The organism is Streptomyces sp. CC224B (genome assembly GCF_030010595.1).
Lineage (GTDB): Bacteria > Actinomycetota > Actinomycetes > Streptomycetales > Streptomycetaceae > Streptomyces > Streptomyces longispororuber.
Map to the genome: position 1 here is coordinate 18,874 of NZ_JASCXL010000023.1, position 13,446 is coordinate 32,319.

Annotated in this window: 10 protein-coding genes; 7 read left to right on the forward strand and 3 right to left on the reverse strand. The window is 75.7% G+C overall.

Translation table 11 applies throughout. The annotated features are described in order from the left end of the window. The first annotated feature begins 15 nt into the window (after positions 1-15). On the forward strand, positions 16-1,164 hold the full coding sequence (locus QK440_RS11725) for a class I SAM-dependent methyltransferase (protein WP_282792988.1): 1,149 nt from the start codon (positions 16-18) through the stop codon (positions 1,162-1,164). Between the two features lie 58 nt (positions 1,165-1,222). Here the strand turns inward: QK440_RS11725 and QK440_RS11730 are convergent, their stop codons facing one another. Together QK440_RS11730 and zapE are read right to left on the reverse strand one after the other, a co-directional pair. After that, positions 1,223-2,662, reverse strand: a complete 1,440-nt coding sequence (locus tag QK440_RS11730; RefSeq protein WP_282792989.1) for an alkaline phosphatase PhoX — start codon at positions 2,660-2,662, stop codon at positions 1,223-1,225. 58 nt (positions 2,663-2,720) lie between these two features. Next, the gene (gene zapE / locus QK440_RS11735) at positions 2,721-3,815 is read right to left on the reverse strand and encodes a cell division protein ZapE (protein WP_282792990.1); all 1,095 of its coding nucleotides are present in this window, start codon (positions 3,813-3,815) and stop codon (positions 2,721-2,723) included. A 47-nt stretch (positions 3,816-3,862) separates the two neighbouring features. Here zapE and QK440_RS11740 point away from each other — a divergent pair, with 47 nt between their 5' ends. From QK440_RS11740 to QK440_RS11760, 5 genes are all read left to right on the forward strand, one after another. Continuing rightward, positions 3,863-4,720 carry a pyrimidine reductase family protein gene (locus tag QK440_RS11740; RefSeq protein WP_282792991.1) on the forward strand — a complete coding sequence of 286 codons (858 nt, stop codon included), beginning with the start codon at positions 3,863-3,865 and terminating at the stop codon, positions 4,718-4,720. A 133-nt stretch (positions 4,721-4,853) separates the two neighbouring features. Further along, positions 4,854-5,324 (forward strand): indole-3-glycerol phosphate synthase, encoded by a 471-nt coding sequence (locus QK440_RS11745; protein ID WP_282792992.1) that lies wholly within the window; start codon positions 4,854-4,856, stop codon positions 5,322-5,324. Between the two features lie 183 nt (positions 5,325-5,507). Then, positions 5,508-6,905 (forward strand): UDP-N-acetylmuramate--L-alanine ligase, encoded by a 1,398-nt coding sequence (gene murC / locus QK440_RS11750; protein WP_282792993.1) that lies wholly within the window; start codon positions 5,508-5,510, stop codon positions 6,903-6,905. Between the two features lie 30 nt (positions 6,906-6,935). Beyond that, on the forward strand, positions 6,936-7,343 hold the full coding sequence (msrB, locus tag QK440_RS11755) for a peptide-methionine (R)-S-oxide reductase MsrB (RefSeq protein WP_190138838.1): 408 nt from the start codon (positions 6,936-6,938) through the stop codon (positions 7,341-7,343). A gap of 24 nt (positions 7,344-7,367) precedes the next feature. Continuing rightward, positions 7,368-7,922, forward strand: coding sequence for a hypothetical protein (locus QK440_RS11760; RefSeq protein WP_282792994.1), 555 nt, complete (start codon positions 7,368-7,370; stop codon positions 7,920-7,922). A gap of 238 nt (positions 7,923-8,160) precedes the next feature. Here the strand turns inward: QK440_RS11760 and QK440_RS11765 are convergent, their stop codons facing one another. After that, the gene (locus QK440_RS11765) at positions 8,161-11,823 is read right to left on the reverse strand and encodes a tetratricopeptide repeat protein (RefSeq protein WP_282792995.1); all 3,663 of its coding nucleotides are present in this window, start codon (positions 11,821-11,823) and stop codon (positions 8,161-8,163) included. A gap of 289 nt (positions 11,824-12,112) precedes the next feature. Here QK440_RS11765 and QK440_RS11770 point away from each other — a divergent pair, with 289 nt between their 5' ends. Then, complete coding sequence (locus QK440_RS11770; RefSeq protein WP_282792996.1) at positions 12,113-13,366, forward strand: hypothetical protein; 1,254 nt, start codon at positions 12,113-12,115, stop codon at positions 13,364-13,366. The last annotated feature ends 80 nt before the right edge of the window (positions 13,367-13,446 follow it).

A 13,446-nucleotide genomic window follows, 5' to 3' on the forward strand; every position in this document is an offset into this window, starting at 1 on the left:
CTGACCCACCGCCCCATGCCCGACATCAGCTGGACCGAGCCCGCAGGGCAGGAGCCCGGCGCCCCTCGCGTCGCCCACTGGCACTCCGAGAGCGGCGCCCCCGCCCCCCGCCGCGTCACCGTCGCCGACGACCGTATGAAGGCCGACGTCGCCTACCGCCTGGCCTGCGAGGGCACCGCGCTGCTCTGGCGCGGCGACTACCAGGGCGCGCGCCAGCTCCTGAAGGCGCTGGGGCGGCGCCTGGACCGGCTGACCCCGAAGCCCGGCGCCACCCCGGCCGAGACCTTCCACCGGCACCGGCAGGCCCGCGGCCACCGGGCCCGCGTGCTCGGCATGCTCCTCGTCGTCCTGGAGGAGGACCACAGCCTCGCCCTGCGCCGCGCCCCGGACGTCCGGCAGGCCTGCACCGAGGCGTACGGCCCGCCCGAGCGGCGCACGGCCGTCTCGCTGCGCGAGCTGCTCGGCGTGATCGGCGCCCACGAGTGGCGCAAGAAGGGCGTGGAGATACCGGCCCTCGGCGCCCGCGTCCACCCGCACTACGGCGTGTTCTCACCGGTCAGGGGCGAGTACGTGGACCTGGTGGCCACCGCCCCGCTGCCCGCCCCCGCGGCGCGCCCCCAGGGCACCGCCTTCGACCTCGGCACCGGTACCGGCGTGCTCGCCGCGGTCCTCGCCCGGCGCGGCGTCGGGCGCGTCCTCGCCACCGACAGCAGCCCCCGCGCCCTGGCCTGCGCCCGGGACAACGTGGAGCGCCTCGGCCTCACCGGCCGGGTCCGGGTCGAGGAGGGCGGCGCGCTGTACCCCGAGGGGCGCGCCGCGCTCGTCGTGTGCAACCCGCCCTGGCTCCCGGCCCGGCCCACCTCCGCGGTGGAGCAGGGCGTGTACGACCCGGACAGCGCCATGCTGAAGGCGTTCCTCGCGGGGCTCGCCGACCACCTGGAGCCCGCGGGCGAGGGCTGGCTGATCATCTCCGACCTGGCCGAGCACCTGGGGCTGCGGACCCGGGACGACCTGCTCGGCGCCTTCGCCGCGGCGGGCCTGGGCGTGGTCGACCGGCACGACGCGAAACCCCGCCACCCGCGCGCGTCCGACCCCGGCGACCCGCTGCACGCGGCCCGCGCCGCGGAGGTCACCTCGCTGTGGCGGCTCGCGCCCCTGGCGTAGCCGCCCCGGTCCCGCCCCGCCCGGTACACGGCCCGGCGGGGCGGCGGCGGCACCGTCGCTACCGGCGCCAGGGGCCCGTGACCGCGAACGTCGTCCCGGGGGTGTAGCAGTTGACGTACATCGTCTCGTGGTCGGGGGAGAAGGTGACGCCCGCGAACTCGCCGTACTCGGCCTCCTGGGGGGTGCCGCCCGCCGCGGCGGCTGGTGTGATCGCCTGTGCGTTGCGCGCCATCGCGTACACCTCGCCGCGGCGCGTGACGCCGTACACGTGCTGCGTCCCGCCGCCGTCCTCGCACACCATCAGGCCGCCCGGCCCCAGGCAGATGTTGTCGGGGGACTCGCCGGGGAGCCGGACGTCGGTGTCCGGGCCGAAGACGATCACGAGGGTGAGGCGGCGCCGCGCGGGGTCGTAGCGCCACACCTGGCCGTAGTGGTCGCCCGCCGAGCCCTCCGTGCTGCGCGCGTAGCTGGACACGAAGTACACGCAGTGCCCGCCCCAGTAACAGCCTTCGAGCTTCTGCGCGTGGGTGATGCCCCGGGGGCCGAAGTCCTGGTGGCGGATGGGCGTGTGGACGGCGAGCGGGTCGGGCACGTCGGCCCACTCGACGCCGTGGAAGGTCGCGCCGGTCTCCTGGACCGCGGACAGGTCGGGCACGCCGGGCACCCGCATGGCCTGGAGCCGCCCGCCGGCGCGCAGCGAGCCCCGGCCGCCCTCGGGCCGGTCGGGCAGGAAGCGGTAGAACAGGCCGAAGGGCTTCTGGAAGGCGTCCTCGGTCTCGTACACCACGCCGCGCCAGGGGTCGACCGCGACCGCCTCGTGCTGGAAGCGGCCCAGGGCGGTGAGCGGCACGGCCCCGGTGCGGCGCGGGTCGACGGGGTCGACCTCGAAGACGAAGCCGTGGTCCTTGGTGTAGCCGTTCGTCCCGGCCTTGTCCTCGGTCTCCTCGCAGGTCAGCCAGGTGCCCCAGGGGGTGGGCCCGCCCGCGCAGTTGACGGCGGTGCCCGCGACGGCCACGCGCTCGCCGAGCACGCCGCCGTCGCGGCCGAGCGCGAGGGCCGTGCAGCCGCCCTTCGCGGCCGGGTCGTACGTCAGGCCCTCGACGGTCGGCACGCCGAGCTTCGCGGTGGCGCGGTTCTCGTGGTTGCGCACGAGGTGGACGCCGCCGCGTCGGCCCCGGAAGGCGGCCATGCCGTCGTGGTTGCCCGGCACCTTCCCCTCGCCGGAGCGCAGCGGCTCGCCCTCGCGGGAGAGGACCCGGTAGCGGAATCCTTTGGGCAGGTCGAGCAACCCGGCGGGGTCGGGCACCAGCGGGCCGTAGCCCGCCCTGCCCTGCGGGGCCGCGGCGGCCGTGCCCGCGAACAGCTCCGACAGCGCGCCGGTGAAGGCGATCGACGCCCCCACCGCCCCCGTACGGGCGAGGACCTGACGTCTCGACGGGGACGAGGGGGGCGCGGCCGGGGGCGCGGACGGCGACGTGGACGGGGGCGCGTCGGACATGGGGGGCGACCTCCTGCTGGCGGACAGGAACGTGACCCGCACGTGTGTACCACGCGAACTACGGGTTAACGAGACCCTTGGCGTCCCTGGCCAGCGCCGTGAGCCGGGAAATCGCCCGGAAGTACTTCTTCCGGTAGCCGCCGTTCAGCATCTCCTCGCCGAACAGCTCGTCGAAGGGGGCGCCGGAGGCGAGCACCGGCACCTCGCGGTCGTAGAGGCGGTCGGCCAGCACCACCAGGCGCAGCGCCGTCGACTGGTCGGGCACCGGCGTGACACCGGTGAGGCAGACCGCCGAGACGCCGTCGGTGAGCGCCCCGTACCGGCTCGGGTGGACCCGCGCCAGGTGGCCGAGGAGCTGCGGGAAGTCGTCCAGGCTCGCGCCGGCGGTCGCGTACGCGGCCCGGGTGACCTGCTCGTCGCTGTACGGCGCCGGGGCCTCGGGCAGGCCGCGGTGGCGGTAGTCCTCGCCGTCGATGCGCAACGTCTTGAAGTGCGCGGACAGGCCCTGGATCTCGCGCAGGAAGTCGGCGGCGGCGAACCGGCCCTCGCCGAGCTTGCCGGGCAGCGTGTTGGAGGTCGCGGCGAGCGCGACGCCCGCGTCCACGAGCTTGCCGAGCAGCGTGGACACCAGGACCGTGTCGCCCGGGTCGTCCAGCTCGAACTCGTCGATGCACAGCAGCCGGTGCCCGCTGAGGGTCCGCACCGTCTCCTGGAAGCCGAGGGCGCCGACCAGGTTCGTCAGCTCCACGAACGTGCCGAACGCCTTCAGCGCGGGCTCGGCCGGGGTGGCGTGCCACAGGGAGGCGAGCAGGTGGGTCTTGCCGACGCCGTAGCCGCCGTCGAGGTAGACACCGCGGGGGCCGGAGGGGACGGCCGCCCTCGCGCGCCCGAACCAGCGGCGCTTCCCCGCCCCGGAGGCGTGCGCCCCGCCCAGTCCGCTCGCGAAGGAGCTGAGCACCCGCACCGCCTCGGTCTGGCTCGGCTGCCCGGGGTCCGGGATGTACGTGTCGAAGCGGACGGAGTCGAAGCGCGGCGGCGGCACCATCTCGGCGACGAGGCGGTCCGCGGGCACGTGCGGCTCGCGGGCGGCGAGGCTGACGGGGGCCGCTTCGGCTATGGGGCTCTGCCCGGAGGCAGCGGTGGTGGCTGACACGGTTCTCCACTGTAGGCCCGTCCGGGCGCCGTGGAAGACTGCCGGGCATGCGACGCCTGTTCCCTGTGATCGACCACACAGCCGATTCCGCCGCCGCTGCCGAGCCGCTCACGGACCGCGAGTGGTCCCTGGACGAGCTGGCGGAGGCGTACGCCTATCCGGAACTCGCGAAGGGGTCCGGAGCCGCCGGGGAGCCCGGTGCCGAGGGCGCCTCCGGGGCGCCGGACGGCGGCGGGGTGCCCGGGGTGTGGCTGCGCGCCAACATGGTCTCCACCCTGGACGGCGCCGCCCAGCACGACGGCCGCTCCCAGCCCATCTCCTGCGCCACCGACATGCGGATCTTCGGTACGTTGCGGGGCCTCGCCGACGCGGTCGTGGTCGGGGCCGAGACGGTGCGCCTGGAGGGCTACCGCCCGGCCCGCGCGCGGGAGGCCTTCGCCGCGCGCCGGGCTGCCGCGGGCCAGCCGCCGGCGCCCGCGGTCGTCGTGCTCAGCGCGGGTCTCGACCTGGACTTCTCGCTGCCGCTGTTCACCGAACCGCTGACGCCCACGCTCCTGGTGACCGGCGCCGGCGCGCCCGCGGACCGGATGGCGGCCGCGCGCGCGGCGGGCGCCGAGGTGGTGATCGCCGGGGAGGGCACCGGGGCGGAGCCCGCACGGGTCCTGCGGGAGCTGCGCGAGCGGGGGCTCACGCGCCTGCTCACCGAGGGCGGGCCGCGGCTGCTCGGGCAGTTCGTGGCGGCCGGCGTGCTGGACGAGCTGTGCCTCACGGTGTCCCCGATGCTCACCGCGGGCGGGGCGCAGCGTATCTCCGACGGGCCCGGGGTACATGTGCCGGAACGATTCGCACTGACGTCCGTGCTGGAGGAGGGCGGGTTCCTGTTCACCCGATACCGTCGGTCATAGGAATCACCGGAATCTGCCGTTCCGTTTCTCTCCGGCGGGGCACACTAAAGTGCGCAGTCCCCGCGCCGGCGCGGGGCAGGATGGTTTCCGCAGGGGCCTGGTCCACGGCCCACGGAGGAGAAGGGCGCCTGTCGTGTTCAACAGCGTATTGATGATCGAGAAGGCCCTGACGTCCGCCGACGTGGAGTTCGTCACCACCTTGCACGGCGACGAGCCGGTCACCTTCCACGTGCTCCTGCAGCCGCGCGGGGACCAGGCCGACCGGCTGCTGCGGGCGATCGACGACGTGGCCCTCGGCGACTTCGACGAGGCCGCGCGCGAGGGCGAGGTGCCCGAGGGCGACGAGGCCGTCGGCTTCGGCGAGCGGGCGCTCCAGGTGTCGCTCGCCGCCCTGCGGGCCGCGGGCAGCGCGGCGGAGGGCAAGCTCGTCTCCGACCACCCGCTGGACGCGCTGCGGGAGCTGGTGGATAAGGCGGGCGCGGACGAGGTCATCGTGCTCACCGACCCCCACTACGTGGAGGAGTTCTTCCACCGGGACTGGGCTTCCCGGGCGCGGCACAAGGTGGGGGTGCCGGTGCTGAAGCTCTTCTCCCACAGCGAGTAGCCGCTCCGGACCCGGGCCCCGGGCTCGCGAGCGGTCCCCGGACCCCCCGGGCCCCGCGCCGTCAGGCTCCCGCGCCCCGGCGGACTCCGGCGCTCGGGGGCGGCCCGTGCGGCGGCGGCCCGGCCCTGGTGGGGCGGATAGGGTGGGGGCGCTCACGTACTGTCACACCTCTCGGGAGAGAACATGGCACCCGGCCTGCCCCCCGCCATGGACCGACCGCACTTCATCGGCATCGGCGGCGCCGGAATGTCGGGCATCGCGAAGATCCTCGCCCAGCGCGGCGCGCGGGTCGCGGGCAGTGACGCGCGGGACTCCGCGACCGCCGCGGCCCTGCGCGAGCTGGGCGCGACGGTGCACGTCGGGCACGCCGCGGCGCACCTGGCCGATGACGCCACCTGCGTCGTCGTCTCCTCGGCGATCCGCGCCGACAACCCGGAGCTGGCCCGCGCCACGGAGCTGGGCATCCCCGTCGTGCACCGCTCGGACGCGCTCGCCGCGCTGATGGAGGGCCTGCGTCCGCTCGCCGTCGCGGGCACCCACGGCAAGACGACCACCACCTCCATGCTCGCCGTGAGCCTCGCCGCCCTCGGCCTCGGCCCGTCGTACGCCATCGGCGGCGACCTGGACGCCCCCGGCTCCAACGCCGACCACGGCACCGGCGAGATCTTCGTGGCGGAGGCGGACGAAAGCGACCGCAGCTTCCACAAGTACGCGCCCGAGGTCGCCATCGTCCTCAACGTGGAGCTCGACCACCACGCCAACTACGCCTCCATGGACGAGATCTACGAGTCCTTCGAGACGTTCGCGGACCGGATCACGCCCGGGGGCACCCTGGTCGTGGCCGCCGACCACGAGGGCGCGCGGGAGCTGACGCGCCGCGTCGCCAAGCGCGGCGGCGATCTGAGGATCGTCACCTACGGCGAGTCCGCCGACGCCGACGTGCGGATCACCGACGTGACCCCGAAGGGCCTCAGGAGCGAGGTCACCGCCGTGATCGACGGCACCGAGCTGCGCTTCGCCGTCTCCGTGCCGGGCCGCCACTACGCGCACAACGCGGTCGCCGCGCTCGCCGCGGGCGTCGCCCTCGGCATCCCCGCCGCCGAGCTGGCCCCCGCCCTCGCCTCGTACACCGGCGTCAAGCGCCGCCTCCAGCTCAAGGGCGAGGCCGGCGGCGTCCAGGTCGTCGACAGCTACGCGCACCACCCCACGGAGATGACCGCCGACCTGGAGGCCATGCGCGGGGCCGCGGCGGACGCCCGGCTGCTCGTCCTCTTCCAGCCGCACCTGTTCTCCCGCACCCAGGAGCTGGGCCGCGAGATGGGCGAGGCCCTCGCGCTCGCCGACGCCTCCGTCGTCCTCGGCATCTACCCCGCGCGCGAGGACCCGATCCCCGGCGTGACCAGCGACCTCATCATCGACGCCGCCCGCGCGGCCGGCGCCGACGTGACCGCCGCGCCGGACAAGGCGAGCGCGCCGGAGCTGATCGCGGGAATGGCGCGCCCCGGCGATCTCGTTCTCACCATGGGAGCGGGCGACGTCACCGACCTCGGCCCGCTGGTCCTGGACCACCTGGCCAAGTAGGCCACGCACGGCACGAAGGGGATGCTTTCCATGTCGTACGACGTCGAGAAGCCCGACGAGCAGTGGCGCGCGGAGCTGACCCCCGCCGAGTACGCGGTGCTGCGCCAGGCGGGCACCGAGCCCGCCTTCACGGGCGAGTACACGGACACCGCGACCAAGGGCGTCTACTCCTGCCGCGCCTGCGGCGCCGAGCTGTTCACCTCGCGGGAGAAGTTCGCCTCCCACTGCGGCTGGCCGAGCTTCTACGACCCCAAGGACAGCGACGCCGTCGAACTCCTCACGGACACCTCGCACGGCATGGTGCGCACCGAGGTGCGGTGCGCCCGGTGCGGCTCGCACCTGGGGCACGTCTTCGAGGGGGAGGGCTACCCGACCCCGACCGACCAGCGGTACTGCATCAACTCCATCTCGCTGCGGCTGACCCCCGACGAGGGCTGAGCGCGGCCCCCGTAGCGTGGGGGCATGGCGCACACGGGGTCCTCGGAGCCGACCGGTACGAGCTGCCCGGGCTGCGGCGGCCGGGACGTGATCACCGTCCAGGAGGCCGCGGGCGGGCCGGGGCTCCGCCGCGGTGAGCTCGCCGCCCGCCTGGCCAAGGGGCCGCGCAAGGGCCGGGACGCCGTCCTGCACGCCGTCGAGGGCCTGGTGCTCGTGGCCCTGACCCTGGCCTGGGCCCGCATGGGCGCGGACCAGGGCAAGCCCCTGTACGTCGGGGGCGGCCTCGCGCTCGCCGTGCTGCTCCTGGTCGGCACGGCCGTCGTCGTGCGCGGCGACATCCGCCAGCAGGCCGTCGAACGCGCGGGCGCGCCGCGCGCCGCCGCCCTCTGGCGACCCGCCCGCTACTGCCGCGCCTGCGCCGAAGTCTTCTGCCCGGGCGGCACGCCGTGGCGGGGCCTGCTGACGCCGGAACAGTTCAAGAAGCTGGTGTGGACCGAGGCGGGATACGCCGATCAGCTTCCGCCGGATGACGCGGCGCGGGGGGTGGAGGTGCCGCCGGGGACGGTGGGTGAGCGCTGAGCGCGGCGGGTGGGGGGTGGAGGGGCGCATTCGTACGTGCGCGCGCCGGTCGCACGCTTCTTCGAGCTGTTTAGTACTCCTGAGTATCACTCACCTGGGTGAGCATGGAGGGCTACGGTTTACATCCACACGGGGGATGTAAACGGAACCGCTAGACGAAGAAGGAGCAGGGAGCAAGTGAGCGATATGACGTGCGTGGGCGGACTCGCCACCTCTCAGCCCGGCGAAGGCCGGATCTTTATGTGGTGGTGGCCTTTCTAGGCAACTCCGCTTGGGCGAGGGCAAGACGGAGATCCCGCGCGCGCCCGGTACATCCCAGCTTCTCGTAAGCAGTCAACGCGTCCTCCGCGAAACCCCGTGCGGAGGGCGCGTCCTGTGTGTGCAGGGTGGTGCGGGCCAGGCCGTCGAGGGCGCGGGCCGCGCCGAGCGGGCTGTCCACCTCGCGGGCCAGCCGGAGCGCCTCGTGGTGGGCGTCGAGCGCCGCGTCGAAGCGGCCGAGCAGCCGCAGGGCCGCGCCCGTGCCCAGCAGGGCGGACTGCCGGTCGAGGGGGCTGCCGACGCCGCGCGCGACCCGCTCGGCCGCGCTGAAGTGGCCGAGCGCCTCCGCCGGGCGCAGGCCCGCGACACAGGCCCAGCCCAGGCTGATGAGCGTGTCCGACTCGCCCCGCGCGTCCCCCGCGGCGCGGTAACTGGCCAGCGCGCGGCGGAAGTAGCCGAGCGCCTCCTCGACCTGGCCGGTGGCCTGGCAGACGTTGCCGAGGTTCGCGAGCAGGTTCGCGAGCTCCTGGCGGCCGCCGACGTGCCGGGCGAGGCGCAGGGAGCGCTCGTAGTGGGCGCGGGCCTCCTCGTGGCGGCCGTCGATGCGGTGCACCTCCCCGATGTTGTTGAGCGCGCGCAGCCGGCCGTACAGGAACCCGGTGGACTCGTGGATGCGCAGCACCCTGCGGAACTGGTCCAGGGCCTGGCCGTGGTGACCGGCCACGTGCAGGGCGACGCCGCGCATGTTGGCCACCTCGGCCTCGCCGTACGGGTCCTGGACCCGCTGGTACAGCGGCAGCGCCGTGTCGAGCACGCGGGTGCACGCGCCGCTGCGGCCCGCGGCGAAGTGGGCGCGGGCGGACTGCAGGAGGGCGTCGGCGCGGCCGTGGACGTCGTCCAGCTCCTGGAAGAGGAAGAGCGCCTCGGTCGCGCGCCGCAGGGCCTTGGCGTGGTCCTTCTGGGTCAGTACGCCGGCGTGCTCGACCAGGCTGCGGGCCAGCGCGGACCGGTCCCGGCCCGCGCGCGCCGCCGACACCGCCGCCTCGAACAGCTCGGCCGCCGTGTCCCACGCGCCCCAGTGGCGCAAGGAGGTGGCGAGGGCGTGCGGGAACGGCACCGCGTGCTCCGGTGACTCGGCCGCGGCGGTGCGCGCGAGGGCGAGCAGGTTGCCCCGCTCCACGCTGAGCCAGGCCGAGGCCTCGTCCCCGTCGCCGAACTCGGGGGCGCAGGGGGAGGCCAGGTGCGGCCCGGGTGCCAGCACGCGGCGGTGCGGCTCGGCGCGGACGGCGGCCCGGTGGGCGGCGGTCAGATAGCAGTCGAGCAGCCGGCCGAGGGCCGCCCGGCGCTCGGCGCGGGAGTCGTCGCGCGCGCACATCCGCAGCCCGAAGGCGCGGGTGAGGTCGTGCAGGCGGTAGCGGTCCGTGACGGGCTCGTCGAGCAGGTTGCGGTCGAGCAGGTGGTCGAGGAGCTTGCGGGCACGGTCCGTCAGCGCCCGCCGCTGCCCGGGCGCGGCCGTCCCGGGGCCCTCGTCCGGCGGGCGTCCGGGCGCCGTGAGCGCCGCCGTCGCGTGCGGGGTGATGTCAGGGCCGGGGTGCAGCGCCACGCGGCGCAGCACCCGCGCCGCCTCCGGTCCCAGGTCCGCGTACGACAGGGAGAAGGCGGAGGCCACCCGGTCGCCGGCGAACTCGTCCAACGGGTCGGCGGCCCGTACGAGACGGTCGGTGAGATGGTCCAGGCTCCACGAGTCCCGGTGCCGGAACTGGCTCGCCAGCAGCTGGAGCGCGAGCGGGTGGCAGCCGCACGCGCCCACCGTCCGGGCCAGGGCCGGGACACCGGCGGGCAGCCCGGCCGCCCCGGCGACGCGCCGGAACAGCGCGGCGGCCTCGGCCGCGGACAGCACCTCCAGGAACAGCGGGGTCGCGCCGTCCAGGCCGGTGAGCCGGTTGCGGCTGGTGACGAAGGCGCGGCAGGAGGCGGTGCCGGGCAGCAGCGGCGTGACCTGCTGCGCGTCGCGGGCGTTGTCGAGCACCACCAGGACACGCCGCCGCGCCGTCCACGCGCGCCAGCGCGCCACCCGCTCGTCGAGTGACGTGCCGCGCTCGTCCCGCGCGTTGTCCCGCTCGTCCCGCTCGTCCGTGGCGCCCGCCGCGCGCAGCAGGAGGTCGAGCGCCTGGGCGGGGTCGTAGGGCGGCAGCGTGCCGTATCCGCGCAGGTCGACGTAGAGCTGACCGTCGGGGTAGGCCTCCGTGAGACGGTGGGCGGCGTGGACCACCAAGGCGGTCTTGCCGACGCCCGGCATGCCGTGCACCACGGTGACGGGCAGCGACGCGGGGGCCTCGGGCGGCGCCGCGTCCGGGCCGGACCCGTCGAGCAGGATGCGCAGTTCCGCCGCCCGGCCGGTGAAGTCCCGTACGTCGCGGGGGAGGTTGGTGGGTGGGGCGTCGGCCGGGTTCGGGCGGGGCCGGGGTGACGGGCGGGGCCCGTCGGGCTCCCTGGGGCTGCCGGTCTTCCCGGGGCTGTCGGGCTGCCCGGGGCTGCCGGTCTCCCTGGGTCTGTCGGGCTCCCCAGGGCTGCCGGGCTCTCCGGTGCCGCTGGTACGTCCCGCTCCGCCGGACTGGCCGGGCCTGTCCGCCCCCTCGCCGCCGGGGGTGTCCGACGGCACCAGGGGTGCGGCCGGGGCGGATGGGGCTGCGTGGGCCGATGGGGTCGCAGGGGGCGACGAGGCTGTGTGGGCCGAGAGGGCTGCGTGGGCAGGTGGGGCTGTGTGGGGCGAGGGGCCTCCGTGGGCCGCGGGGGTGTCCCGGCCGCTGTCGGCGACGGCGCCCCCGGCCTCCGGTCGTGCCCCCGCGGCGCGGGGCGCCCCGGGCGGTGTCCCGGCCGTCTCCATCAGCGTCCGGTCCTGTTCGAGGATGCGCCGGTGCAACTCCCGCAGCTCCGCGCCCGGTTCGATGCCCTGTCCCTCGTGCAGGCGGGCGCGCGTGGTGCGGTACAGGGCGAGCGCCTCGTCGTGCCGCCCCGAGCGGTACAGCGCCAGCATCAGCGCCGCGACCACCTGCTGGGCGAGGGGGTTCTGCGCGGCCAGCTCGTGCAGTTCGCCGATGAGGTCGGCGTGGCGCCCCAGTTCGAGCTCCAGGCGGATGCGCTCCTCCCGCACACGGCGGTGGTCCTCCAGGAGCCGGGCCCGCGCCGAGCCCGCCCACGCGCCGGTGAACTCCGTCAGCGGCTCGCCGCGCCACAGCGACTCGGCGGTCCGCAGCAGCCCGATCGCCAGCTCCCTGCGGCCCCGCGCCGCGGCCGAGGCGGCGTTGCCGCGCAGCCGCCGGTGGCGCAGCAGGTCGACGGCGTCCGGGGCGATCCGCAGGCGGTAGTGGCGGGGCGCGTACCGCTCCAGGCGCGCCTCGTCGCTCCCGGCGGCCTTGGCCAGCCGGGAGCGCAGCCGCGACAGATAGCTCTGCAGCGTGTCCTGCGCCGTACGCGGCGGCTCGCCGTCCCAGACGCGGTCCATGAGCGCGTCGACGGAGACCGGATCGCCGTGGGCGTGCACCAGGACGGCGAGCACACAGCGCTCCTTGGGCGATCCGAGCTCGTACTGCCGCCCCTCCCGCCAGAGTTCGAGAGGTCCCAGAGCCAGTAGGTCCACCATCACCCCCGTGGGTGCGCGGCCGGTGCCTGCCCTGCCACCGGACGGTCCCGCACATGTGTGCGGCACTTCGCTCACTGTGGTCCCGGTCACAGGGGGAGCGGGCAGGGGCGCACGGTTGCGCGGCGGGCGCATGGGGCGCTCTGTTGGCCGGAACTCACCACAGCCCCCGGAGTGCAGGATTCCTGCAACCCGTCCGCCCAGTCCCGGGGGGCACGCTGTCGGCGTCCGAGACCATCCGCGCCGCGGCGGCGACCGCCGCGGGGAAGCGAGAGACCGGGGGATGCCCATCATGACCGTGACCATGCTGGAAGGACAAGGACTCCCCGTGCCCGTGCGCCTGGACGCCGACCGCTGGGCCACCCGGCGGGTCCGCAGGCGCGTGCTGGCCGTGGTCCACACGGTGACGTCCGGGAGGCGGCTGCTCGACACGGTCCGGCTGCTGGCGGACGACTGGCGCGTGCAGGTGTTCTTCACCGCGGCGCCGGACGTGTTCCACTGCGGCGTGGCCGACTTCCTTGCGGAGCTCAAGGGCGTCGTCCTGCCGTGGAGCCAGGCGGTGCAGACCGTCTTCGACCTGGCCGTGGCGGCGGGCCACGGGGGCCTGCACGAACTGCACGCGCCGGTGGTCGTCCTGCCGCACGGCGCCGGCCACAACAAGGTCGTGCCCGGCGGGCCGCGCGGCCGGGCCGTCGCCGCGCCCGGCGTGTACGGCCTGAGCAGGCAGCGGCTCGTCCGCGACGGCGTCCTGGTCCCCGAGACGATCGTCCTCGCGCACCACGACGAGCTGGAGCGGCTGCGCCGCGCCTGCCCGGAGGCGCTGCCCGCCGCCGAGGTCGTCGGCGACCCGTGCCACGACCGCGTCGTCGCGAGCGGGCCCGCCCGCGCCCTGTACCGGCAGGCCCTGCGGACCGGGGCCGGGGAGCGGCTCGTCCTGGTGTGCTCCACCTGGGGGCCCGGCTCGCTCCTCGCGGGCGGCGGCAGGGAGCTGATCGAGTCGCTGGTCACCGAACTGCCGCCCGGCCACCGGGTGGCCGCGCTGCTGCACCCGCACGTCTGGCACACCCACAGCGAGTGGCAGGTCCGCAACTGGTTCGCGGGGCTCGGCCGCCGCGGGCTGTGCGTGGTCGACCACCGCGCCGACTGGGTGGGCGCCCTCGTCGCCGCCGACTTCGTCGTGGGCGACCACGGCTCGGTCTCGCTGTACGCCGCCATGACGGGGGCGCCCGTGCTGCTGGCCCGGCTGCCGGACGCCGACGTGGACCCCGGGTCGCCGCTGGCCGAACTCGGCACGTTCGCGCCGCGGTTGCGCGTCGGCCGTCCCGTGCTGCCGCAGCTCACCCACGCCGCGGCGGCGTACCGCCCGGAGCCGTACGCGCGCGTGGCCGCGCGCATCACCTCCGAGCCGGGCCGCTTCGCCCGCAACATGCGGGCGCTGCTCTACCGCAAGCTGCGGCTGCGGGCGCCCGGACCGGTCCCCGCCGAGCGGCCGGCGGGCCTGCCCCGCGTCCTGACGTACGACGAGCCGGGCAGCGTGGTGTCATGACCGGGCCCTCCGCCGGGGGCGGGCCCTTCGCCGCCAGGGGTGAGCCCTCCGCTGCCGGGGGAGGGCCGTCCGCCGCCGGA